The organism is Prochlorococcus sp. MIT 1201, from assembly GCF_047303415.1.
GTDB lineage: Bacteria > Cyanobacteriota > Cyanobacteriia > PCC-6307 > Cyanobiaceae > Prochlorococcus > Prochlorococcus marinus_D.
Genome location: NZ_CP138947.1, coordinates 1,044,006 through 1,069,675, shown reverse-complemented (window position 1 = coordinate 1,069,675; position 25,670 = coordinate 1,044,006). Strand labels below are relative to the sequence as shown.

General features: G+C 45.2%; 15 protein-coding genes. 11 read left to right on the top strand and 4 right to left on the bottom strand.

The window, feature by feature from the left end; genetic code table 11:
• Positions 1-115 precede the first annotated feature (115 nt).
• Positions 116-3,895 carry a cobaltochelatase subunit CobN gene (gene cobN, locus SIB41_RS05125; protein WP_413360969.1) on the bottom strand — a complete coding sequence of 1,260 codons (3,780 nt, stop codon included), beginning with the start codon at positions 3,893-3,895 and terminating at the stop codon, positions 116-118.
• Positions 3,896-3,974: 79 nt separating this feature from the next.
• Between cobN and SIB41_RS05120 the strand changes: the two genes are divergently transcribed.
• Both SIB41_RS05120 and metH read left to right on the top strand, forming a co-directional pair.
• Entirely contained in the window at positions 3,975-4,895 is a 921-nt protein-coding gene (locus tag SIB41_RS05120; RefSeq protein WP_063406875.1) for a branched-chain amino acid transaminase, read from the top strand.
• Between the two features lie 57 nt (positions 4,896-4,952).
• The gene (gene metH / locus SIB41_RS05115) at positions 4,953-8,597 is read left to right on the top strand and encodes a methionine synthase (protein WP_413360967.1); all 3,645 of its coding nucleotides are present in this window, start codon (positions 4,953-4,955) and stop codon (positions 8,595-8,597) included.
• 96 nt (positions 8,598-8,693) lie between these two features.
• Here metH and SIB41_RS05110 read toward each other — a convergent pair whose 3' ends face one another.
• Positions 8,694-8,924 carry a hypothetical protein gene (locus SIB41_RS05110; protein ID WP_011130108.1) on the bottom strand — a complete coding sequence of 77 codons (231 nt, stop codon included), beginning with the start codon at positions 8,922-8,924 and terminating at the stop codon, positions 8,694-8,696.
• 1,220 nt (positions 8,925-10,144) lie between these two features.
• On the opposite strand from SIB41_RS05110, the gene SIB41_RS05105 reads away from it, so the two are divergent.
• From SIB41_RS05105 to rlmD, 6 genes are all read left to right on the top strand, one after another.
• Positions 10,145-11,104, top strand: coding sequence for a SpoIID/LytB domain-containing protein (locus SIB41_RS05105; RefSeq protein ID WP_413360966.1), 960 nt, complete (start codon positions 10,145-10,147; stop codon positions 11,102-11,104).
• A complete protein-coding gene (locus SIB41_RS05100) occupies positions 11,094-11,939 on the top strand; it encodes an ATP adenylyltransferase family protein (protein ID WP_413360964.1) in 846 nt (281 codons plus the stop codon). The genes SIB41_RS05105 and SIB41_RS05100 overlap by 11 nt, the downstream gene beginning before the upstream one ends.
• An 85-nt stretch (positions 11,940-12,024) precedes the next feature.
• On the top strand, positions 12,025-12,741 hold the full coding sequence (locus tag SIB41_RS05095) for a sigma-70 family RNA polymerase sigma factor (RefSeq protein WP_413360962.1): 717 nt from the start codon (positions 12,025-12,027) through the stop codon (positions 12,739-12,741).
• A 379-nt stretch (positions 12,742-13,120) separates the two neighbouring features.
• Complete coding sequence (locus SIB41_RS05090) at positions 13,121-14,686, top strand: DUF3370 domain-containing protein (protein ID WP_413360960.1); 1,566 nt, start codon at positions 13,121-13,123, stop codon at positions 14,684-14,686.
• A gap of 28 nt (positions 14,687-14,714) precedes the next feature.
• Entirely contained in the window at positions 14,715-15,782 is a 1,068-nt protein-coding gene (locus SIB41_RS05085; RefSeq protein ID WP_413360959.1) for a molecular chaperone DnaJ, read from the top strand.
• A gap of 1,250 nt (positions 15,783-17,032) precedes the next feature.
• Positions 17,033-18,430: a 23S rRNA (uracil(1939)-C(5))-methyltransferase RlmD gene (rlmD, locus tag SIB41_RS05080; RefSeq protein ID WP_413360957.1), complete on the top strand. Its 1,398-nt coding sequence runs from the start codon at positions 17,033-17,035 to the stop codon at positions 18,428-18,430.
• Here rlmD and pheT read toward each other — a convergent pair.
• Positions 18,420-20,867, bottom strand: a complete 2,448-nt coding sequence (pheT, locus tag SIB41_RS05075; RefSeq protein ID WP_413360955.1) for a phenylalanine--tRNA ligase subunit beta — start codon at positions 20,865-20,867, stop codon at positions 18,420-18,422. The two genes, rlmD and pheT, sit on opposite strands and share 11 nt — an antisense overlap.
• A gap of 123 nt (positions 20,868-20,990) precedes the next feature.
• Here pheT and rpmG point away from each other — a divergent pair, with 123 nt between their 5' ends.
• From rpmG to SIB41_RS05060, 3 genes are read left to right on the top strand one after another with little or no spacing between them, the layout of a single operon-like run.
• Positions 20,991-21,191 (top strand): 50S ribosomal protein L33, encoded by a 201-nt coding sequence (rpmG, locus tag SIB41_RS05070; protein ID WP_011826119.1) that lies wholly within the window; start codon positions 20,991-20,993, stop codon positions 21,189-21,191.
• A 38-nt stretch (positions 21,192-21,229) separates the two neighbouring features.
• A complete protein-coding gene (gene rpsR / locus SIB41_RS05065; protein ID WP_011130118.1) occupies positions 21,230-21,451 on the top strand; it encodes a 30S ribosomal protein S18 in 222 nt (73 codons plus the stop codon).
• An 11-nt stretch (positions 21,452-21,462) separates the two neighbouring features.
• Positions 21,463-23,514 (top strand): ribonuclease catalytic domain-containing protein, encoded by a 2,052-nt coding sequence (locus SIB41_RS05060; protein ID WP_413360953.1) that lies wholly within the window; start codon positions 21,463-21,465, stop codon positions 23,512-23,514.
• A gap of 42 nt (positions 23,515-23,556) precedes the next feature.
• On the opposite strand, the gene SIB41_RS05055 is transcribed toward SIB41_RS05060, so the two are convergent.
• Complete coding sequence (locus SIB41_RS05055; protein WP_413360951.1) at positions 23,557-25,368, bottom strand: FAD-dependent oxidoreductase; 1,812 nt, start codon at positions 25,366-25,368, stop codon at positions 23,557-23,559.
• Positions 25,369-25,670 lie beyond the last annotated feature (302 nt).

Below are 25,670 nucleotides of genomic sequence, written 5' to 3'. Positions count from 1 at the left end.
TTGATAAATTGTTCTCACTGCTATCAATATTGACACTTAAATTTAAAAAGTCAAGTGGGATTTGCATCAAATACAATGGTTAGAGAAAAAATCAGTATGATTATTATTCAGGGGATCATTTAACCGGCAAAAAGTCGTCTGGCGTTGATTCAATCTGAGCCTCACTGGTATAAACAAGTTGTTTGAGTATTGCTATCTTGTCGAGCGATGCTGACTCCCACATGCCACGGTTTGCGGCTTCCAATAAGCGTTCGGCCATATCTCTAAGAACCCATGGATTATTTTCATGGAGGAAACGTTGAATATCTTTTTCTTCTAGCCATTGCTCACATAGAGCGCTATAACACCAATCTGGAATACGATCAGTCGTTGCATCATAAGCGAAAAGATAATCCAAACTTGCGCCCATTTCAAAAGCTCCCTTGTATCCATGTTGTTTCATACCATCGATCCAACGTGGATTCAACAATCGGCTACGTACAACTTTGTCGATTTCCCGTTCAAGTCGACTTAGCCTTGGACGCTCCCGTCGAGAATGATCTCCGAACCAAAGTTCAGGACGTTGACCTGAGATCACTTCCACAGCAGTTGCTAATCCACCGTGAAATTGGTAGTAATCATCTGAATCGAGGAGATCATGCTCGCGATTGTCTTGGTTGTGAAGCACGACCTGCACATCCTGCAAGCTGCGCTCAAGACCCTCTCGATCAAGGCTTGGATTAGATGCACCGTCATATCGCCATTGGCTCCAGCTCAAATAGGCCTCACCAAGATCGGAACGATCCTCCCAAGAGCCAGAGTCAATTAATGCTTGAAGCCCCGCGCCATATGCCCCTGGAGCAGAGCCATAGATTCTGCCTTGGGGTCCGTGCTTGCGCGTGGTTGCTGCCAAGGGATTAAATTTTTCATCTTCTTCTAGATTTGAGATGAGTTTTTGAGCCTGATGCACCCAACTCACAAGTTGGGGAAAAGCGTCACGAAAGAGACCTGAGATCCTTAGGACCACGTCAACCCTTGGACGTCCAAGCAGGCTTAAAGGGATCACCTCTAGATCAATCATTCGCCTACTGGGACCATCCCAAACAGGTCGAACACCGATCAATGCCAGCAGTTGGGCAATGTCCTCGCCGCCATTTCGCATGGTTGCTGTTCCCCATACAGAAAGAGCAAGATGAGTTAGTGGCTCACCATGCTCAAGTAGATGTAAGTCCAACAACTGTTCAGCACTTCGCTGCCCCAGGTCCCAAGCTGCTTCTGTAGGTAGTCCACGTAGATCCACTGAATAAAAATTTCGGCCAGTAGGAAGAACTTCAGGGCGGCCACGAGTTGGTGCTCCAGAAGGGCCACTTGCTATACGGCGTCCAGAAACAGCTTTGAGGAGTGCTTCATATTCTTTCCTCGGACTAGTGATAAGGCGAGGCCAGAGATCATGTTCGATTCGTGAAATTAGGGGGTCACTTTTAGCAGACTTGAGCCAATCTCGTAGTGGCCTTACAAGTAAGTTTTCATCATTGCCCTTGCTCTTTTCAATCTGCTTTTTGTCTAGAAGAACATTTAAAAACATCAAAGCTTGTTCTTCTATCCAGGCCACTGCATCGCCTTTTCTTCGAGCCTTATCAAGGCCAAAGCTGATTAAAACTTTACTGTCATGGTTAGAAAGTAACTCACCTTCTTCATCACACCAGGGATCACAGTTCAATTCGAGGCGCCTTGCGATGGCTTGTGTTAATCCTGGCTGATCCGAAGAAGGTGACCGTGCTATTGCTAGAAGAAGTTCAATAGCACTCTTATCAGATGGTGCTTGACCAAAGCGATGCAACCCTGTGCGAATTTGAGACTCCTTAAGTTCACAAAGATAGGCCTCAGCTTGTTCAAAACTTGTGATCAGTAGATCACGGCAACTTTCTGATTTATCGAAGACTTCGGGAAGCCCAGGAAAATTATTTAAGCGCAAAAGATTCAACAATTCTTCCTCTAGTTTTGGTACTCGTTTCGCACCAAGCTGTGTAGCCTCGACATATTCATCCAACAAAGACTCAAGCCTAAGTAAGTCTCCATGAAGCCCGGCTCGACCAAGGGGTGGGGTGAGGTGATCAATAATCACAGCAGCTCCACGACGCTTGGCTTGAGATCCCTCTCCAGGGTCATTAACAATGAAGGGATAAGCATGTGGTACTGCTCCAAGAGCAAGATTTGGATAGCAGGATTGACTAAGACCGACACCTTTACCTGGCAACCATTCGGCACTTCCATGTTTGCCAACGTGAATCAACAGATTGGTTGCATGTACCTCTCGCATCCAAAGATATTGAGCAAGATATCGATGAGGAGGTGGTAGATCAGGTGAATGAAGGTCAGTAATTTCATTGCTGTCGTAGCCACGACTCGGCTGAATCAATACCACGACCTGGCCAAAAAGCATGCCATGAATAGCAAAACCATCGGCTTCGAGATCCTCAGCTTGTTCAGGTACCCCCCAACGTTTAATAATCGGCTCACATGCTTCTACTGGTAAGGTTTTCCACCACTTCAAATACTGTGAAAGTGAGAGATATGACAGTGGTTGACGGTTTTGACTTTCTGGATCATTGGTTCGCGATCTGAGTAGATATTTCATCAACTCCTGGCCATCGGCAGGAATCGGATTGCAACCGAGGTCATGTCCGCTCTCTTGTAACCATCCCAAAATGGACGCTGTGCTTGCAGGAGTATCCAGCCCTACTCCATTAGCCAGTCGCCCATCACGGACGGGGTAATTGGCCAGAACAAGGCTGATGCGTCGTTGGTTTGGCTGAGATTGTTGAAGCTTGATCCACGCCTTTACATGACTGACCGCCCATGCCAGTCCGTCATCATCAGGCTCCATGACCTGTACAGCTGTTGCGAGTGAGGCATTCGCCTGCACAGTTGAACGAAAAGCACCAGGCCGAGAAGTGATCCGCCCATCTAGTTCTGGCAGAACGACTTGCAATGAAAGATCTAGAGGGTCTAACCCTCTACTGCTGTTGATCCATTCATTGCGGGTGCGACCGCTGCTGAGTACTTGCACAACCGGTACATCCAAGGCCTCCCATAGATCTGAACCAAGCCCAGCTTCTTGAAACTGCACTGATGCAAACGAGGTGGTCGTCATCACTGCAGCGACGTTCTGTTGCTTAAGCAGGTGTTTTACGCCTTGCTGAACGGCAGGATCTCTAAGGCTGCTGACCCAGAGAGCACGCGGGACTAACCCTTGTGCACGAAGTTGCGTATTAAGGGCTTTTGGAAAGGCAAGATCTCCAGCCTGAGAAAGGGCGCGATACAGCACAACTCCCACCTTGGGCCCATCTTCATGTCGCCAATCCCAAGGTGAAGGGTCAACCATCGCCTTCAACACGATCTGATCAAGATCGATAGGAGTGCCTACGAGAAGTTGCTCAATGACTCGAAGAAACATCACCATGTTGTCCACACCACCTTCACGCATCAGCTCTGCGAGCCGATCAGCCAATGGGATGGGGTGGCTTCCGAGGGAATGAAGCTCAACATCCAAATCAGTAGTGCCAGAAAGAATCAGCAATTGACGAGGCGAGGCTCGTTGTTGCCAAATCCCAAGTTGTTCAAGCCCATAGCTCCAGTGACCCCGACCACCAAGAAGGCGAACAACGATGAGCTGGGCTTTAGCTGCCGTCGTAGAGAGATAGTGATCAACCTGAGCTGGATGGGAAAGAGCGGCGAGAGGCAGCGCGCGAATACGACCCTTCCATGCCTGCTGTGATGGAAATTCAAGAACAGAGGCAAGAGTAGAAATATCTGTTCTCGCACTTGTCAGTAGAAGGATTTGTGCCTGTGGTTGTTCAACGAGGAGCACCTCCTCGGCTGGTCCTTCACCTGGCAGGCTTGCTAAACGATGCATTGGCTCATTCTTTGATGGAAAATGCCACGTATGAGACGAGGTAATGAGAAGATTTGGCCATTAGGGCCCTATCCAAGTAATGCATCAGTTCCTGCCTTATGCCTGGTTCCAGGGAGCTTGTGTTCCATTCGAAGAGGCCAAGATTTCTGTTGCCACACATGCTTTGCACTACGGCACAGGCGCTTTCGGAGGCATGCGTGCCATACCTGATCCCCAAAACAGCAACACCATGTTGCTCTTTAGGGCAGACCGTCATGCCAAAAGACTCAGTCAAAGTGCTCGATTGTTGCTGACGGAACTCAGCGAGACAAGAATTCTCTCAGCGCTTGAAGCAATGTTGCAGGCGAATCGACCAACCACTCCCATTTATCTACGACCTTTCGTCTACACGAGTGATCTAGGCATTGCGCCTCGACTCCACAATATTGAAACTGACTTCCTTATCTATGGTCTAGAACTTGGCGACTACCTATCTCCAGAAGGCGTGAGCTGCCGGATCAGTAGCTTTACGCGCCAAGAGGATCGCTCACTGCCGCTACGAGGCAAGATCAGTGGTGCTTACATCACAAGCTCTCTCGCGAAAACGGAAGCGGTCTTAAGTGGATTCGATGAAGCATTGTTGCTCAATAGCAGAGGCAAGATCAGTGAAGCAAGTGGCATGAACCTATTCCTGGTCAGGGATGGTCAGTTGATTACCCCCGGTGTTGATCAAGACATTTTGGAAGGGATCACGCGAGCCAGTGTCCTTGAACTGGCACGGGTGATGGGCCTATCTGTGCTTGAACGCCCTGTGGACAAAACGGAACTATTTATTGCTGATGAGGTGTTCCTTACCGGAACAGCTGCAAAAATCACGCCAATACGTCAGATTGAATCAACCATATTGGCTACAGAACGACCGATTATGAATGCTCTTCGAGACCGTCTAATCGAAATAACTCAAGGACGTGATAAGGATTATGAGCACTGGATAACACGTATTTGTATGACTAATGACTGATTCTTGAGAAGAGCAACCGATCTATCAGTAAGGGGCTATCTAGGATCGCATCAAAGCATGAGAGACAGGATGACAGCAGGACCATTGGATATCACCAGACCAGAATCAGCTTTTTTGGCACGCCTCCACTCGTCAGAACGTCCTGTTCTTGTATTTGATGGTGCCACGGGTACATCCCTGCAAAAACAGAATCTCAGTGCTGATGATTTTGGTGGTGCATTACTAGAAGGATGTAATGAGAATCTTGTCGTTACTCGACCAGACGCAGTTAAGGAGGTGCATCGCCAATTCCTTGAATCAGGTTGCGATGTCATTGAGACAAATTCATTTGGTGCTGCTTCCATTGTTCTTGCGGAATATGGATTAGAAGACCAGGCATTTGAACTGAATAGACAAGCTGCACAGTTAGCAAAATCAATGGCAGTTCAATACAGCACAAAAGATCAACCTCGTTTTGTCGCAGGATCCATCGGACCAACAACAAAGTTGCCCACACTTGGACACATCGCATTTGACACGATGCGTGACTCCTTCCAAGAACAAGCAGAGGGACTATTAGCAGGAGACGTTGACCTTTTTATTGTTGAGACTTGCCAGGACGTCCTACAAATCAAGGCCGCTTTGCAAGGAATAGAATGTGCATTCTTAAAAGCTAATGAACGTCGCCCTATCATGGTTTCAGTGACAATGGAAACCACAGGAACGATGCTTTTGGGGTCAGACATCGCTTCTGTTGTGACAATTCTAGAACCATTCCCTATAGATATTCTTGGTCTTAATTGTGCTACTGGTCCTGAACAAATGAAGGAACATATACGCTATCTGTCAGAACACTCACCTTTTACAATTAGTTGCATCCCCAATGCAGGTCTACCAGAAAATATTGGCGGGGTTGCTCATTACAGATTAAAGCCACTGGAACTAAAAATGCAACTCATGCATTTTGTTGAGGATCTTGGTGTTCAAGTCATAGGGGGATGCTGCGGTACAACTCCAGAACACACTTCTGCATTAGCAGAACTTGCAAAAGAGATGCGTGCTGCTCAAAGGCCATGTCGACAAGGTGAAAACGAACAGCAACGCCAACTCTTCGGGTATGAACCATCAGCTGCTTCAATTTATGGAATTACTCCCTATCACCAAGACAATTCATTTTTGATCATTGGTGAACGTCTAAATGCAAGTGGTTCAAAGAAAGTTAGAGAGCTATTGAATAGTGAAGACTGGGATGGTCTTGTTGGTCTTGCACGAGGGCAGCTTAAAGAGAATGCTCATGTTCTTGATGTTAATGTCGACTACGTCGGGCGTGATGGTGAGAAAGATATGAATCAACTTGTTAGCCGACTCGTAACTAACATTAATCTTCCATTGATGCTCGATTCAACAGAATGGCAGAAAATGGAGGCAGGGCTAAAGGTTGCAGGTGGTAAATGTATACTTAATTCCACAAACTACGAGGATGGAGAGGAACGTTTCTTCAAGGTTTTAGATCTAGCGAAAAAATATGGTGCTGGATTAGTCATTGGCACAATCGATGAGAATGGTATGGCAAGAACAGCGATGCAAAAGGTCGCGATTGCAAAACGAGCTTATCGTGATGCAACTGAATATGGCATACCTGCTCATGAAATATTCTATGATCCACTTGCTCTGCCAATTTCAACTGGTATCGAAGAGGATAGGCGAAATGGCCTTGAGACAATAGAAGCAATACGAGTAATTCGAGAAGAGCTAGAGGCAGTACATGTTGTTCTAGGTGTCTCTAATGTAAGCTTCGGATTATCTCCAGCTGCCAGAATTACTCTAAACTCGGTATTTCTTCATGACTGTACTGATGCTGGAATGGATGCAGCTATAGTTTCACCTGCAAAAATTCTACCTCTCAATAAAGTAAGTGATGAACAACAAAAGATATGTCGTGACTTAATAAATGACCATAGACGTTTTGAAAATGAGATCTGTACCTACGATCCTTTAACAGAGCTAACGAGTCTATTTGAGGGGGTTAGCACTAAGGAAGCGCGTGCTTCAGGGCCTTCATTGGCTGATTTACCTGTTGAGGATCGACTCAAGCAACACATTATTGATGGAGAGAGAATTGGCCTGAATGAAGCCCTCGATGAAGGTTTGGAATCGTACAAGCCTCTACAACTTGTCAATACATTTCTTCTGGATGGAATGAAGGTTGTTGGAGAGCTTTTCGGTTCAGGAAAAATGCAACTCCCTTTTGTTCTTCAATCAGCTCAAACGATGAAGGCAGCCGTTGCTTACCTTGAACCGTATATGGAAAAATCAGCAGGAGATAAATCATCTAAAGCAAAATTCCTAATTGCTACAGTAAAAGGCGATGTACATGATATTGGCAAGAATCTAGTTGATATTATTTTAACAAATAATGGCTATGAGGTGATTAACTTAGGGATTAAACAGGACGCGGCTTCAATTATAAATGCTCAAATTACACACCAGGCAGATTGTATTGCCATGAGTGGACTACTGGTAAAATCAACAGCATTCATGAAGAGCAATCTTCAGGAATTTAATGATTCTGGTATTACCGTTCCAGTGATATTAGGTGGTGCAGCTCTGACCCCTAGATTTGTAAACCACGATTGCAGCGAAGTCTATAAAGGGAAGCTTATTTATGGCAAGGATGCATTTACAGATCTAAGGTTTATGGACGCCTATGTCAAGGCACTTTCTAATGATCGTTGGGATGATTGTAGTGGGTTTCTTGACGGCACTCCTGATGGGTTGACACTAGGAGGGCAATCTACTGAATCTGATTCACCTCACTCAAGCAATGACGAAGATCCTCAAGAGGAAAACCAAAAGAACATCCAAGATATTAATTTAGCAGTTAATACTAATCGTTCTGAAAAAGTCAGCCAAGAAGACGCAGTCACTCCTCCATTCCTTGGTTCAAAACATCTGAAACTAGACAAAATTCCTCTTGACGAGATCATTCAATATCTAGACCGAAACGCTTTATTTTCAGGGCAATGGCAAATACGCAAGAGAAAGGATCAATCTCGTGAGCAATATGATCAGTATATTAATGATGAAATAGAACCAATATTGCAACATTGGCTCCATAGAATTCGTAACGAGTCACTTTTACATCCTGGAGTCGCATATGGGTATTTCCCTTGTGGTCGGAAAGATAATGATCTTTTAGTTTTCAATAGTGAAGGCCAAAGTTTGCTTGGCAAGTTTAATCTTCCACGCCAAAAAGGTGGTAATAGATATTGTATTGCTGATTTCTATAGAGACCTTGAAGGCGGCTTGCCTAAGGATATTTTACCTATGCAAGCTGTAACAATGGGCGAGAATGCGAGTATTTTTGCGCAGAAGTTATTTGAATCAGATGCATATACTGACTATCTCTTTTTTCATGGACTTGCAGTTCAACTGGCTGAGGCTCTCGCCGAATGGACGCATTCACTAATACGTTGTGAGTGTGGATTTAAATCAGACGAGCCTAAAACTTTGCAAGATATACTTGCACAGCGCTACAGAGGCAGTCGCTTTTCATTCGGCTACCCTGCCTGCCCAAACGTTGGCGATTCTCGCCAACAATTGAATTGGTTAAAAGCCGACTTAATCGGTTTGACAATGGATCCAAATGATCAGCTACACCCTGAGCAGAGCACAACGGCTCTGGTTACTCTTCACAGCAAGGCTAGATATTTCAGTGCCTAAACTGCAAAGCCTTTATTCAGCAATTTGAAAAAAGAATCCTGCTTTTCAATTTCAGGACAATCATATATCCCATGAGAAGTGAGCTTTTTGCCTGGTCTAATCCTGGCAAAGCGCCTCCATTGTATCGATCACTTCCTGTTGAAAATCGTCTAGAGAACCTGAGTCGCTGAGGTCAAGTCCTTCGCCTGCAGCGTTTTGGGTCAGTTCATGGAAGTGAAAAGCACCTTCCCCATTAGCGAGGAACTCGATAGCCGACGATTCACCACTTTCGCGAAAGGCATCGCAAAGAGCAAGGAAGGCGGCGTCTTCTGTGAACTCCCAATCCATTGAGGAGGCATATCTGATTGACCTTTAACGCCTGCCCCCCGTCATCCGTCAACCATCTCGAAGAAAAATGTGCCACTACTTCGGCAGACTCCTATGCTCAAAAGGAGGAGCTGTAGCTCGATAAAGTCAGTGATAGCAATTGATCTGCAAGGCAATGCGATCTTTCTGACACTGTTTGCCAAGGAATCTTTGGTGAAGCTTGGTCACATCGGATCAAGACGCATTATTGGCATTTGTTCCATTAGCTGCGCTTGCGACCTCCCTGCAACATCTCATAGCCATTAAGCAAGATTGGCCCTGGGAGCCTCTAGGGAGGCTATTCAAGGGGGGTTGCGGCAAATTCCCCATAGATGCCTACTGACACGCTTGTGAAGGCGTTGGCGGCGCATCGATGACCATTGGCCTCATCGTTGATTACCATGGTTCTGACCATTTGCTGAATGATTGGTTTAAGCACGTCTCACTAACCGCAAAAATATCTGTAAATAATCAATTTCGATCTGGCTTTTGGATGCAGCATTGCCTTTCGATCAATTTAAGTGCTGTACTAAACCTTTCTAAAGGCTTTCAGAAATAAAAAGATTTACTAGGCAAGCACTGCATAAGCAAAGTTTTTCTTTGCAGAGATATTCAATAAAGGCACTAACAATAGCGCAGCTTGTGAATTACTCTAAACATTAACCGATATAAACCAGGCATAGGCTTATCATCATGTTAGATACAAAAAATTATCTTTATTGATAAATTATAGATATATGTAATGTTCACTAATCAAAAGAGGTTGTATTACGGCTATAGTTTATTTGGCTTTAAGGAATACCAGACTAGATGCTCGTGAAAGATTTCAAACATCCGGTCTATTGTAATTTTTAAGTGGATCCAACAAAGCATTCGTATAGTCAGATGCTCTTTCGGAAAATAGATTCTGATCTTAACATAAAATGATCTCTAAAATAGCTAGATTCTGCTATCATTCGCATAGGCAAAGAATTGATTTGCAGTTAATCTGTAATATCATTACAATATTGGCAGATTTCTCCAATTCTAAGTTTTTATGGATTTTTTAATACAATCTTTAGGCTGTGTTCAATGCTTGATCTGCAAATCATGGAATCAAACTGTTAAAAGGATTGACAGTTGCGCATTCAACTGCAAAAGTGATCTTATTAATTTATTTTTAATTTACCAATCAGGGCAAATTCTAGGATTTTAAATTTTCCGTGAAAAATCAAGGTCATAATCTTCTCAATTTTTCAAAAGTAATACTACCTTGTGGTCTGATCGTGGCTGTCATTAATATCCTTCTAATCTCAATTCATAGTTACCATCAAAGAACAGCAAGAAATCAACTTATGAACCTATTTCTGGAGGGTATGCAAGCCATAAAAGAAGACAAATCACTCTCAAAAAATTCGAAGAACGTTTCTTCGCAAACACCAACCTATTCTACACTTCACTCTTCTAAGGATGATGATTCATTGTCTTTAGAGTTAAAAGTTGGTCTGATTAGCCAAAATCCACCAATACAAATAAAAATAAAGGATTCAGGGTTTTGTAAACTTCCCTCTGGGAGGCTTATTAACGAGCATACTCTAAATAATATGTTGAAGATAAAGAATACTCAGATTGCTGATATCAAATGTTTTGCCACAACCAGTAGCGGCATCCTAGTCAACAATCAGCCTTATAGATCTAAAGTTTATTTAGTTAACCGGAGCAATGGCTGGATTGCGGTTAACCAACTCTCGCTTGAGGATTATGTCGCTTCTGTTGTTGGTGCTGAAATGCCCAGTCTTTGGAATATGGAGGCTCTTAAAGCTCAGGCGGTTGCTGCACGTTCTTATGCGCTTGCCCATATCGCAAGACCTGCGAACAAGGATTTCCATCTCGGTGACACCACCCGTTGGCAGGCATACCGAGGGATAGCAAGCCAAACATCACGCTCTACGCAAGCAACTCAAGCCACCAAGGGAATTGTTCTTCGCTACAAGGGAGGAATTGTTGAAAGCCTTTATGCGTCAACGGCAGACATCAGTTTGCAAGCTCATGGCCACCTAGGAGCCAGCATGAGCCAGCATGGGGCCCAGAAATTGGCACGGAGTGGTTTGAAGTTCAATGAAATTCTTGCTAGGTATTACACAGGTGCTTCCCTAGCCAAACTACAAAGCCGTGGCAATTGAGCATTACTGGGATCAGGCGCTTGAACGCAGCACTGCAGCACAACTCAATGGTGCACTGGTACCTCTCAGCACCGAGCTCACAAGAATTCGAGCACGACAAGGAGAACCCTTTGAACTGCGCAAGCTAAAAGGCCACCCGCCATCTCATCTCCTAGCCAGAGGTCCAAAACCTAACCCGTTTTTACCTTGGAACCCAAGCTTGGAGGTTAGTGAAATTGGCATGAGACATGTGCTAATTCTCAACAAATATCCGGTTCAAAAGGGACACATGTTGTTGATCACACGTGAATGGGCCCCTCAGCATGGTTGGCTTAGTTATGATGACTGGGAGGCACTGCTAAGTGTTGATCAGGACACCAAGGGGCTTTGGTTTTTTAATAGTTCTCCAACGGCTGGAGCTAGTCAACCTCACAGACACTTGCAATTGCTAAGACGATGCGACGACGATCGCAGTTGTCCTCGACAGGAATGGTTTCAATCATTGGTAAACTCCTCACCCAGGGAAAGCTGTCAACTTACTCAATGCTGTGCTGCAACAGCTAGAGCACAGAATCATGATGCTCAAATTCATTATCAAGCTTATCTAACCCTTTGCGAAAAGATTGGACTTGGTAATCCGGCAGAGAATCAACATCCAAGACAACCATACAATTTGCTGCTCACGAAGGAATGGATGGCACTGATACTTCGAAGCCGAGAGGGAATTGCAGGCTTCAGCATTAATGCACTTGGATTTGCCGGTTACCTTCTAGCCACAGAAACATCTGATCTGGACTGGCTTAATCATCATGGGCCTGAGGCCTTGCTAGAAGGCGTGGTCAAGACGATTCAGTGATTTTACGGTTGTGCTGCAGGGCAATTACATGGATCTCTAGAGGGACAGGCTATCGCTAAGAGACCGCTTTTCACTTCCGGTTCAAATGATGAATCCCAAACTCAAACGTCGAAATAAGCAGATCGAAGAACATCTGCAACTCGTTAGGCCAATAGCACTCCACTACGCTTTTCGTACTGGACAGGACAAAGAGGACCTCACTCAGGTCGGAATGCTAGGCCTTATCCGAGCAGCACAATTCTTTCAAACCAGTAAATCAGTACCATTTTCAGCCTTTGCAAAACCGCATATACGTGGTGCCATCCTTCACTACCTCAGGGATAGTGTAGGACCAGTTAAATTACCTAGACGAGTTGAGGAGCGAGCTCAGGCACTTCTCAGAGATTCAACCTTGATCGACAGAGCCAGTTTTTTTGAAAAGCTCAGTGCAGTCGATAGAACAGCCATAGAGAGCTACAAGCAGAAAGGACGCTGGTACCCTCTCGATCATCAATTCCTAACAGCTGATAAAGATCAGTGGAGTGAACTGGTCAACAGGGAACGTAAACGAATGCTTATGAATGCTCTAGAGAAGCTCGATTGCCAAGAGTCTGCGGTGGTTGATCACGTAGTACTAAGAGGAGAAAGCCTTCGCAGTACAGCCAGTTACCTGGGGATCAGCTGCATGACCGTACAAAGACGTGTGAAGCGAGCGCTTCGGCGACTGGCTGTTGATTGCTCTGAGTTGTCTCCTGACGCTGATTCCCCTCTCAGGAAGCAGGATTTTGATCCCTCTGGATCTGTTGCTCCAAGGTCTCTATAGCTGCTTTCACTGCAGACAGGCGACGCTCTAGACCATCACGCAGGAAAAGAAGCATTTCAAGCTTCCTGTTCTGATAGTGACGACGACGGTCTGCCGAGTCAACATTTGAGCTGAGGCAAAAGGGAGAGAACATGCCGTTCCTACAGTTGGGTGAATCTTCGCGAAATTCTGCCAAGAGTGCGAAATTTCTTTCTTTGCGGTGTTGGCTGGTGTGACTAGGTTTGAATTGACGAGTTGCTCTAGGCTCTCGCCGCTCAACGTAACAAATCCATCCGGCTTAAAGGTGTCACAGAAGATCTCATTACTAGTCTCATTAAGTCTCTCGACTCTTGCCTGTGAGATTGGTTTCGCAAAACCATCATGGTCATACGTGCCCTTAATGGCTGGACAGCCAGCACGTCCACTCAATGGAAGCTTTAATAAAGTTCCCGTTCTCCACTCCAACCAGCCGGAGACAGTTGTTGGTTCAGGAATACTTGTTAATACAGCTCCGGGCTCAGCAGTAGTCGTCCGTACAGGGCAACAATTAAGAAATGCAGAATTTACCTTTGACGGCAAGTTCGGGATTCACATTCATCATAAGTATTATCCTCGCGACAGACGTAAACTTGGCAACAGCCGAAAACGTGGATTGCTTACTGTTGCAGCAATAGCAAACAATCCAACAGATTCATCAATTGAACTTAAATTTGATCGAGGTTCAGTTAAAAATAGTTTTGAGGCTCCTTATCATTCGAATAAACTTATGGGTGTGAAGCCCCTGGGACCTCGTCCCTGGAATACAGGTCCGGGGGATGCAACAGCTGTACAGATGCTGCGAGGTAAATTGGACAGAAAGTTAGCAGATAATATTGTCATTCCACCTCATACTAAAAAAATTGTATTCACAACACAAATACCTGCAAGAGGGATTGCCAACGGACTGCTTAGTGGAACTAGCAACGGACCTTTTCAATTAGCTGTGGTTGCAGCAGAAGGGGCCACATCAGAAAAGAATCTGATCGCTATTCTTAATTCAAGGCGATTGGCGCCTGGGCGTACTTATCTCAGTAGAATCGGTGAAATTGAAACGGGCAAGGTTTTTTCGCGTGTAGCAGGAGTAGCAATTGGTGATCACTATACCGCTAAACTAAATCATGACCTTAAACATGGTGCTCTTCATGTACCTCTTACCAGTACTCGTAAACATCATTTTGGCACAAGAGAGATCCAGGTCAACCGACTGGAAACTCGCATGATTGATTCTGCCGTCAATAATGTAGGCACTTACGGGGTACGTTTTGATATCACCCTTAATCTAAAAGGCTCAGGCACTCATCAATTAGTTTTAAGCCACCCTGCAGCAACAGAAAAAAAGAAACCATTCACGGCATTTCGTGGTTCAATCGGAATCAAGACTGAGAATAAATACAAAGAAGTTCATGTAGGACTACGCTCAGGACAAAGTCTTCCTATATCTGACCTAGAGTTGACAGCAAAAAAGGATAATCCTGTTACTATTAGTTTAGTCTATCCTGCAGACAATACACCGGGGCATCTGCTAAGTGTTGTTCCAGTTGAACAGTATACTCAGGCTATGCAGAAAGAAGGAAAGGCAAAGAAAGTAAAGCTGCCTGTGACAGCAAGTAATAATTATTATGCCCAACCATTAGATCCAAAGCGTATAGTGAAAACAAAGGTTGTTGAGATGAACAGGAATTCGATGAAACAAAGACATCAAGACAATTACAAATTGAGCACAAACAAAAAGCAATTATTAACGAATGAATCCATTGGTCACAATTCTCCGGTCAACATGCCACCAATACTCATTTCCAATCCTAGTACAAATAATACTATGCCATCAGCAATTATCAATCCGCAAAGAGTCAATTCGAGCCTTAGAAAACACTACAACGAAGCCATAAAGGCACAACAGCAATGGTTGCATCAACTGCAAAACTAATAGGCTACCAACAGCTGATCGGGTTCAAGTGAAAGCGTCCGAAGACAATTCGAGGCGACGGATTACCGTTGAACTACCAAATCATCTAATCGCAAGACTTGATGAACTTAAAAGGGAATGGGGGTTAAGAGCTAGAGGGGATCTATTAGTACGTTTACTTGAAGAACTTTTTACCCCTCAAGAGAATGGTCAAGATGATCAAAAGTTTGGAGAACTATATCAAATAAATGAGCAAGCTCCACTCGAAAATGATGATAGTGGGTCATTGTCTAGATCTTTAGCTAGCGAATACGATGAGACAAAAGCACTGGTTTTAATAGGGCGGGGGGCGAATGATAGAGGTAGACCTGGCGTTAAGCCAGAGGGAAACAAAGTAGAAAGTAGTTATGAAGTTAAGACAACACATCCAGTTGGGATTGATTTACCAGGCTTTGTGCGTAAACAAACGGATAATCTTAGAGAAAGTCTTGGAAAAAACAAATCAGGTGAGAATTCGAGGGACTTGCCCTTAGTTACAACAGTTGCTGAGACTGATGTGATTGAAAGTCTTAATGCCGCAAATCGACACTGGATATCACTTTATGGAAATCCCCCAGGGGAGACAGTTGTTGAAGCTGCAATGATCTGGTTAGCAAGGGACATATGGCTTCATGTCGATGGCACTGATGGAAGGCCGTTCACATGGAGTGCAGCAAATCGTCTGATGACAGAACTCTGTTCAAGTTGGCAGGTTAAACCGGCGACCTTTGAGCTGGTGATGGTGGTTGCGGGGATTTTGGAGGATCCGTTTGCCTGCAAAAGCCTTTCAGAGAGAATGCCCACACTAATCCGCAGATTTGTCAATCGCTTTAAACGAAGTCGTCAGGTCACCTCGTTCCAAACACTTGAATCAACAATGACACTTCATGGAGCACTCAAACTACTCAAGCTGCCATCGCATGCTGGTGCACCAATGACACTTTCTACCATTCGAGAGGCCTACAAATTTCAGGCGATAACCATCCATCCGGACGCTGGAGGTTCAACAGAGGCAATGAGAAGGCTAAATGAAGCATATCAATTGCTTAAAGAGCTCTACCGTGAGAAACCCAATTAGTCTCAACAATCTACTCTATGACTCAGTATTAGTCTAATTGCGGGACTATGTATATACATAGTAGATAGACTTGGAGAATCTTTTGTGGTTAAGCCAACTTCAAACATCGAATACAAAAAATGGTCTGAAATATCTCTATAGGGAAAAGTTCCATCTGCCAATGAGCCACGGCAAAGCCATAAGCAAGCAACTCTCATATGTTTTCTTAAAGACTTACAGCGAGACTACCAATAAGACTCATAAAAGACGAAGTAGAGAAAGGATGGGTTATTGCTGTTGTTATCAGTGAAAAAAATAATATTCTCAGATTCAATATTCGCTAATAACTCGAACGGTGCGACGAGTTTATTGGAAAAACCCCGGTTTACTTGTGCTCAAGGTGACCTTGTTCATCGGTCCACGCAGCGTCCAAAGACAGTACTACTCTTTATAAAAGCCTGCTATCAAAGACTTTGTAAGCCTGCGTAACTGCATTTTACACAGGTACGCAGGATTTTCCTGTATTGCACTCCCGCCCATGGGGGGTATGTGTGGTGGGGCGGAGGGGGGCAAGAAAACTAACCATGCAGCGATCTCGCAACAGGGGGCGACTTCACGACACCACACCTCCTTCTGATCAAATAGGTCTAGGAATGAGACTAGTAGAGAGTCGCATAATATACACACAAGACACGGAACATGGCTCATTCATCCTTTTATAGACTTATTACCAGACTATAAACGAGTCTAATCTAAGACTAAAGAGGCGAAGATTAAAGATCTAATGGTCAGATCTATTCAGCGCGCCATCAGGCTTGCATGCCCTATTGAGTGGGATGCCAGGCCCGATCCACAATGATTTGCTCCAATAATCCAGCATGTGGCGATAAGCTCAAAATGCAAAATCTCAATTGAAATCGTGAACAGTGCTTATGAAATCCACTATTTCAATGCCACAATCCTGGCTAAACAAAACTCTTTGTTGTGAAGTGTCACTTTTTTTACAGGTGAACATCAAAAATAAGACTTGAGAGTCTTCTCCTGAATATTCCACCATTGTTTCGGTTGAATTTATTAATTGGTGTTCAGACTCATAATCATGGAGATCACTCTTAGCAATCTATAATGAATCTACATCCGAGCACTTGAAAGGCTCCGGATCTGTCTAAGATTATATTTAACAAACCCAACACCACATATTTTGATACTTATGATTTATTTATAGACAGCATTGACTTTATTGTTATGCCTAATAAATAGGAAGACTTGCTATGACTAGCTCTACAGACTCAAATTTGACATTAATACCTTCCCCAGGTGATAAGGTTGAGATCACATGCTTAGATTTAGATCGTCATGGTAATGGTCTGGCACGATGGAACAATTGGGTTGTGATAGTCAATGACCTTCTACCTGGTGAACGTGCACAAATAGAATTTGTAAGGCGCCATCGAAACCAGTATTTAGCCCGCAAGGTTCAAACAATTGAGACAGTTGCAAGTCGCAGACCGCCCCCATGCAAAATCGCTAAGGAATGTGGAGGTTGCTCCATACAACATCTTAGTGATCATGGACAAACTTTATTAAAGCAAGGTCATCTGAGGGAAATACTTCTACGTTTAGGTCAAATAGATCATAAGATAGAACCAATCATGACTGATTATAATAGAGCTCTCGGGTATCGAAATAGAGCATTAATTCCTCTATATCGCAATAGTGAAGGACAGTTACATATGGGTTATTACCGACGAGGCAGTCACCAAATTATTGATCTCAATCGATGTCCGGTTTTGGATCGAGGAATCGATCAATATCTGGCCTCGATCAAGGATGATCTTCAACAGCAGAATTGGCCTGCAGATTCTGACCTATCTTCTGGCGAAGGACTCCGGCATCTAGGCATTCGTATTGGCCAAAAAACAAAACAAGTGCTGATCACACTGGTAAGTAGTACCACTCAACTCTCTGGCCTCCATCAACAAGCCAAGGAATGGTATAGTCGGTGGCCGGAAGTAAGAGGAATAACTTTAAACATCCAACGACAGAGGAACAATCTTGTTCTTGGTCAAGAAACTATATTGCTTGCTGGTGATCTTGAAATTGAGGAGCATTTTTACAATCTCTCCTTATTGCTGTCCACCACAACATTTTTTCAAGTAAACACTCTTCAGGCAGAAAGGATTGTCTCAAAATTAATTGAATGGCTATCCACTGCTTCGCTCGACATCAATATAATTGACGCATATTGTGGAATTGGTACAATTTCTCTCCCCATTGCAGCAACTGGCTATCGTGTAATAGGTCTTGAACTTCATGCAGAAGCTATTGCTCAAGCAAATAAAAATGCCTTACGGAATAGTCTTGATAATGTTTCATTTCTATGCGGTGATGTTTCCTTATTATTGGCCAAGAAACTTCAACGTAATGATGTGTTAGTGCTAGATCCACCGCGTAAAGGTTTAGATCAAATGGTGATTAAAACAATCCTTTCAATTCAACCTGAAAGAGTGGCATATCTTAGTTGTGATCCTGCCACATTAGCTCGTGACCTCAAGCAATTGATCGTACCAAATGGACCCTATCAGATTGATGAACTACAACCCATTGATTTCTTCCCACAAACAATGCATATCGAATGTCTGGCACTGTTAATTCGTATTAGCTCCTAAGCTCTGCAGAAAACTGCTTTACAAGTGCTTGACGTACCTTCTCGTGAATCGGGTTGACCTTGTCTTCACTAAGAGTCCTGTCTTTACTACGATAGCGCAACCTGAACGCTTGACTGCAAGAGTAAGGATCAAGCTGTCCACCCTCAAAACGATCAATCAGCTCTACATGCTCTAGAAGCGGTTTACCAGCTTTTCTGATGGCCTGGATCAAATCTGAACAACTACATTCCTTTGAAACGATCACAGCTAAATCAAGTTCCATTGCTGGAACTGTCGGGAATGGTCGGAAGGTAGGGTTCCATCGATTAGATCGTGTCGAAGCTTGGATGATGCACTGCAAGTCCAAAGCGAATAGATAGGTTGCTTCAGGTAGATCAAGACGTTCCGATAGTGCTGGATGAAGCTGCCCAAAATCCCCGAGCAGTTTGCCTTCGACAAATAACTCTGCAGACCGCCCAGGATGAAGTGAAGGATTGTCCTTGAGTGGACGGTCGTTAATGTCCAACTTCAACCCATGAAAGACTTGGGAAAGCTGACCGCGTGCCTGGTGATATGTCATTGACTTGATCTTGCCGCTTGTACTCCATCGTTCAAAGCTTCGCTCTGCACAGATCACGCCACCAAGAACAGCGCGTTGGTTGATGAGCTCGTCAGTGACTGTATAGACATTGCCTATTTCATATAACCAACAACCAGGCTGCGATGACTGGAGGTTGCGTTGGCAAATACGTAGATGCTCCTTCCAAAGATTGGTACGCAGGTGGCTGGTCTCAGCCAATAAAGGGTTGCTAATTGCAATTCGTTGTGGTTCATCACTATCAGCACCAACTAACGACAAGGTCGTGACTTCCTGCAACCCTGCTCCGCACAACATCTGCCTCAATAGGCGTTCAGCTGTTTGAGCAGTCGTTAGCCCACCAGGTTCAAGCGGATCTGGCAGGTTGGCCTTAAAACGATCAAAGCCAACAAGGCGAGATACCTCTTCGATCAAATCAACCTCTCGCGAGAGATCTCTACGTCGTGATGGTGGAACTATGACCAACCACCCTTCGTTATAAGGAGACAACTCGCATCCGAGAGCGAGCAGCGAAGTCTCGATAATGTCGTCTTCTAGGTACCTGTTGGCATTCTCATCAGCTATTGGTCCGAGTAAGCGATGGATAGCTTCGCGGCGAAGTTTTACAGGCTCAGCTGATTTTGGGGACTCACCATATACCCAACATCCATTTGATTTAATACCTAAATGTTCCTCCATTAGTGTCACAGCTCGACGGGCTGATGCCAAAGTCATTTCAACAGGCAACCCTTTCTCAAAGCGACTGCTTGCATCAGTCCTTAAGCCAACAGCTCGGCACGTAGTTCTCACGGCCGTTGGGGTAAACATTGCGGATTCCAGCCATACTCGCCTTGTCTTGGCAGAGACACCGCTTTCAGCACTACCCATAACACCCGCAAGCGCTATTGGAATGTCATGGCAGGTGACGATCTGGCAATTTTCGTTAAGTTCAAGTTGATGTCCATTTAGGCCATTAAAAAGTTCATTATTTCTTGCTTGTCGAAGGCCAAAAGATTCTGCGGAAACTGTTTGACCTGTGATCATTTCAAGAGCATCAATATCAAAAGCATGCAATGGCTGACCTTGCTCCAACATCACCAGATTTGTAATATCGACGACACCATTCACTGATTTGCATCCTGAACGCTCCAAGCGTTGCTTTAACCAGGCTGGCGAAGTTAATTCACCATCCACATTCTCTAAGGCGGTTAAGCCATAAAGACCACCCTTCAGCATGGACGCAGAGCTGGTGGAATCAGGCTCAAAAGACTTATGGATTGGTGCCATATCAAGTTGCGGAAGCTGCAGGCTTGCGCCTGTTAAAGCAGCAACTTCCCTTGCGATACCAACCATCGACATTCCATCGGGGCGATTGGCTGTGATTGCCAACTCAAGCACTGTGTCATCGAGTCCGAGCAGAGGGCCTACAGGCTGGCCGAGGTCTGGAACGTTTACAGCGATCTCTTCAAGGATGGCTATTCCATCACCATTTGATTCCAGCCCTAATTCCGCTAGTGAGCAGATCATTCCTTGACTAGGAACCCCCCGAAGCTCACTGGCCTTGATCTTGATTCCGACAGCAGGCAGGGTTGCTCCAACCATGGCAACAGGTACGTGTATACCAATCCGCACATTTGGAGCCCCACAGACGATCTGAAGACCTTCGCCCGACCCTACATCCACCTGACAGACACTGAGTTTATCGGCATTGGGGTGGGGTTGATGGTCTTTCACCAACCCAACGACCACGCCTTGTGCACGACTAGCTAAATCATCAATAGCCTCAACCTCAAATCCAGCCATCGATAGGCCTTCGGCGAGGATCTCGACGCTCTCATTCAGCTGTACTAGATCCTGCAGCCAGGAGAGAGGAACCCGCATGGATCAGCTAGATGCAGCCAAAGATCTTACGAAGCAAGTGAACGACGGCGTCAAGTCATGTGAGGCTGCCCTGTAGGATCTTAGTTCTTCACTACGCTTCGCATCTGCGGCGCAACGTCCTTTATGGCCAAAAACAAGGGCGTCCGGATCGTGATCACTCTTGAGTGCAACGAATGCCGGTCCAATCCCGCCATCGACAAGCGGTCTCACGGGGTGTCCCGATACACCACTGAAAAGAACCGTCGAAACACCACCGAACGGCTGGAAATCAAGAAATTCTGCCGTTACTGCAACAAGTCAACAACTCACAAGGAGATCAAATGACTTTGCAGTTTCGAAAAGCATCCCAGCGTTCTTAAATCATGTCCAGTTCCTTTTTTAAAAAGCGTCTTTCGCCAATTAAGCCAGGCGATCCCATCGACTACAAGGATGTTGATCTTCTCAAGAAGTTCATTACTGACCGTGGCAAGATCCTGCCTAGACGCCTTACAGGTCTAACGTCTAAGCAACAACGTGACCTCACTAATGCTGTAAAACGTGCACGTATTATTGCACTTTTGCCATTTGTTAATCCAGAAGGCTGATTGCAACAGCTTTGACACCTTCTCTAAAGCAAGGTGATTTAGTTGGCTTTATTTTAAAAGGTCAACCACAAATTGGACTGCTAACTTCACTGAAGGGCAGCCGAGCAATCCTAAGAGTTGCAGGAACACGGCGAGAACAACAGCTAGCCAGTCGAGAGCTGTGCGTTCTCAAGCAAAATCACAACATGGTAGAGGTGGAGACATCTCTACCCACCATCAGTGAAGTTCGCAAACTTAGTCTTAATTCACGCGATTTAATTGCTGGTTGGCGATTGCTCGAAGGCGAAAGGCGTAAAAGTAAGACTTCACCAACAGCACTCAAAATTACAGAACTAGCTGATTTACTACTTACTAATGATGATCCTATCCATCTCGCAGCATTTTGGTTTTGGCTTAATAGCGACCAACCTTTATTTCGAGTTCGACGTGACCACATGGTTGAAGCACGTCAACTTATTGACCTACGCCGCATCCGCCAGCTGCGCCGTAAGCAACAATCTCGAGCGCAGCAACGCCTAGAGTCTCTTGCATTACTGATAGCAGATTCACCTCTGAGCAAAGATCAGTGGCAGGATTTACCCTCGGATCTTCAGTTCACTATCAACCGTTTAATCGAACTGGCTGACGGTCCAGAGGATGCTTTTTTGGCAGATGAACAAGCTCTTGAGCTGATTAAAGATTTAAAATTGGGCAGATCGCTGAGCGACCTCCGTTATTGGTTGATCAAGAAAGGCTGGCGCGATCCACACGATCTAACAACTCTCAAAGGCAGTATCTGGACAAAATCTTTTGATGGGAGTGTACAAGCTCAAGCGGACCAATTACTCAACAAGTTTGAGCAACTATCCTTCGCAAGCGATGATAATCGTATTGATTTGAGTGATTTAAGGACCTACACCCTCGACGATCATCAAACTCAGGAAATTGATGATGCAATCTCTTTGCAGTGTGTTGATCAAGAAAACTGGATTTGGATCCATATTGCCGATCCGGCAAGACTTATTCCTGCGGACAGTCCCTTAGATCTTGAGGCTCGTGCAAGAGCAACCAGCCTCTACTTGGCTGATGGCCTAAGACCAATGCTGCCATTGAGTGTTGCAGCAGACGTTCTCAGTCTTAGAGCTGGCCGTCGCTGTGCAGCGTTGAGTGTTGCTGTGGTTCTAGACGAATCAGGGTGTATTGCCGGCACTCGTGTTTGTCGTACTTGGATTCGCCCCTGCTATCGGCTCACTTATGAAGATGGGGATGAATTGATAGAGCTTGCGCCTCATGGTGATGAAGATCTTTCAACACTCGCAAGCCTGCTCACAAAACGCCAATTATGGCGTGAGCGACAAGGTGCACTGCTGCTTGAACAATCTGAAGGGCGATTCAAAGTCAAGGATGATCAGCCTGAACTTCATGTTGTTGAGTCAAGTCCAGCCAGACGGCTAGTCAGCGAAGCCATGATTCTGATGGGTACTGTTATTGCTGAATTTGGAAAGCGTCAAAACATTGCTCTGCCCTATCGCAGCCAACCTCCGACTCAACTACCCAGTGCAACTGACTTATCACAGTTGATTGAAGGACCTGTAAGACATGCTGCGATCAAGCGTTGCCTTAGCCGAGGTGTCCTTGGTACTCGTCCGATGGCCCATTTCAGTCTTGGCCTCTCTGCCTACGTACAAGCCAGTTCGCCGATCCGTCGCTATGCAGATTTACTTGCCCATCGACAGGTGGTGGCTCACTTAGGAGGCTCAGTTCCATTAAGCGAGCACGCTCTCATGGAGCAGTTGGATGTACTTGAAGACCCTCTTCGCCAAGCACAGCAAATTCAACGCGAAGACCAGCGACACTGGCAAAAGGTGTGGTTTTTAAAACATCGCCATGAACAATGGCCTGCCCTATTTCTGCGCTGGTTGAGGCCTCAAGACCAGATTGCACTTGTGCATGTGGAATGCCTGGCTATGGATCTTGCCTGCAAGATCCATGGTTTGATCGACCCTAGTCCAGGTCTTGCATTGATCATGAGAGTTCATGTTATTGATCCATTGACTGATCAGATTGAGCTGGTCGCCACGTAGCTTCTCAAATCATAGAAACAAACAAACTACCAAAAGCTGTTATTAATCTAAAACGCGAATCAACCTCAGCCATGGTCCCCATGGATTAGCAACTGCTAGAAGGTGTACATTCTGCTGGTCTTCACATGATTCTAGCCACCGCTTTAATGCCGGCTCCAGTGTTATTAATCGCCAGGATTTAAACTTGGTATCTAGAGAGAATGTCTGATCAGAATGAACACGAAGGGAACCTGAAAACTTTTTCACATGTTTATTGAGTGGTGTTTGATCTGGCAGTGGCATTTCTCCTACATTTGCTTTAAGATTAAAGCCTTCTATCACGCTATGGTTGCTGAGGCAATCTGGTTGCGCCAAAACAAATTTCTGAGCATTACGCCAGTGAGGATGCCATGCAGGCCAATCCCAAATCGGAACAATAGCGGCTGGGGCATAAATATCATGCAATAGTTCATGCTGTAGTTCTGAAATATCAACTTCTGCTGGTTGAAGCCTCTTTTTCAAGGCTATAGCTGCTGCCATTCCAGCAGCCTGGCCAAGATTGAAAATCATTGGCTGTAATCGAGTTGCACCATTGGCTATATGACTCACACTAAAGGCCTTATCAGCTATCAGAATATTCTCCACTTCGCTACTAAGTAGAGCCCCGTAAGGAATGCAGAATGGAGTACCTGTCCATCTCCCACCCCATCTACAACTTTTTGAGGCTAACGGCCAATCTTTACCAGGATAATGATGATCATTAGCGTAAGTCCCTACAGCAATACTGGTGCAACGTCCCTGTTTATCTAAGGGGATTGGTCCTCGGGCTGTACCAGAGGCTAATGGCAGAAGATCTCTTTCCACTAATGTGTATTGACCTTTAAGGCGTCGACCTTCACGCCAGTAGGGCATCAATGCCAGGCTTTGATTGATCCCTGGAAACACCTTGCCAGGATTAAGCCAACCCTCACTAACTGTTTGAAGAGCCTGTAGGAATGACAAGCTATACAGCTGCATTTCAACAGCAAGCTGGTTTTTAATTTTGACGTCTGAGCTGCGAATACGCTCCAAGCCTTTATGCCAGTCGTTTCCATGAAGGGGCCAGTTGAGCATTACTAAACCGCCTGGAAGGCGGCCATAGGTAACGGTGCGCTCAAAACCAAACGCCTGAGTTGCAGCTTCGAATGGTCGAGGCAAGCACCCTGGTGATGAAGGTGATTGTGCATGTTGATCGAGTTGACCCATCACAACCCAAGTAGGGGATTGAACAGGCTGGCTGGCAAAGAATGGATCGGAATTCAATTGTTTTGCCGAAGGGGCGCTTGGCTCATTCCAGAGTTCTTGGGATTCCCAACCCCAGCGATGAGAAATGTCTGCGAGTGAAAAGCTGTCGCCTAAATCACTTCCATCAATGAATAAGTCAAAGCGCAGTTGATGCTGTCGCCCTTCAAGCTCCAGCTCAAGCAAAACAAGGCGATCTCCCTCACGTAACAGTGATTTGAGCTGAACGTCAGACCACCATTCGAGATTGGGGAGATCTACAACCCAGCTCCGCAAAACCTCTTCTGCGCGAGAGGGATTAAAACCAAAGCAACTCACCCAGTTCTGATCCAGTCCATCCTGTTCAACTTTGGCGATGTCTTGAAGGAAGGCCCCCCACAAGCCTGTCTGCCAGCAACTGAGTTCATGGCCGTCTGGAGCCGAAACGCCTGCTGCACTGACCATTCCACCAAGCCACGCGCCTGGTGTTAACAGCAGAGTTCTAATTCCTTGTCGAGCAGCTTGTACGGCTGAGGCGACGCCTCCTGTACCTCCACCCCAGACCACCAAGGGCACCTGCGAAGTGGAAAAAATTTTGTTCGCAGACACTGTCATCCCAAAACATAATCATCTTTGCCAAAAAGCAATTGAGCTTCATAACAAAGGTTGTTTAAACAACGCTGGCGAGGCGCAACAAATTGTTGATAGAGGCGATTTGACTTGATCATCGTCGAAATAAGAAAAATCTCCAGCCCAGCATTGTGCTGTCACTCTCAAAAGAACATTGCCCCACTCTCATGTGCACGATGAATTTGGCGATATAAGGGGGTCATCAGGATCAAATTATCAAGCCAGTGCCAGATGGAAGCTAAAGGTCGAAGGTCTTGATCACTTTCACCAGGCCAAGACTGAGAACA

Excerpts from the sequence above, each read along its gene's own strand:
- rpsR (WP_011130118.1), top strand. The coding sequence starts at position 21,230 with ATGTCCAGTTCCTTTTTTAAAAAGCGTCTTTCGCCAATTAAGCCAGGC.
- rlmD (WP_413360957.1), top strand. The coding sequence starts at position 17,033 with ATGACTAGCTCTACAGACTCAAATTTGACATTAATACCTTCCCCAGGT.
- SIB41_RS05055 (WP_413360951.1), bottom strand. The coding sequence starts at position 25,368 with ATGACAGTGTCTGCGAACAAAATTTTTTCCACTTCGCAGGTGCCCTTG.
- SIB41_RS05095 (WP_413360962.1), top strand. The coding sequence starts at position 12,025 with ATGATGAATCCCAAACTCAAACGTCGAAATAAGCAGATCGAAGAACAT.
- rpmG (WP_011826119.1), top strand. The coding sequence starts at position 20,991 with ATGGCCAAAAACAAGGGCGTCCGGATCGTGATCACTCTTGAGTGCAAC.
- pheT (WP_413360955.1), bottom strand. The coding sequence starts at position 20,867 with ATGCGGGTTCCTCTCTCCTGGCTGCAGGATCTAGTACAGCTGAATGAG.
- cobN (WP_413360969.1), bottom strand. The coding sequence starts at position 3,895 with ATGCATCGTTTAGCAAGCCTGCCAGGTGAAGGACCAGCCGAGGAGGTG.
- metH (WP_413360967.1), top strand. The coding sequence starts at position 4,953 with ATGAGAGACAGGATGACAGCAGGACCATTGGATATCACCAGACCAGAA.
- SIB41_RS05110 (WP_011130108.1), bottom strand. The coding sequence starts at position 8,924 with ATGGATTGGGAGTTCACAGAAGACGCCGCCTTCCTTGCTCTTTGCGAT.
- SIB41_RS05090 (WP_413360960.1), top strand. The coding sequence starts at position 13,121 with ATGGCTGGACAGCCAGCACGTCCACTCAATGGAAGCTTTAATAAAGTT.
- SIB41_RS05120 (WP_063406875.1), top strand. The coding sequence starts at position 3,975 with ATGCATCAGTTCCTGCCTTATGCCTGGTTCCAGGGAGCTTGTGTTCCA.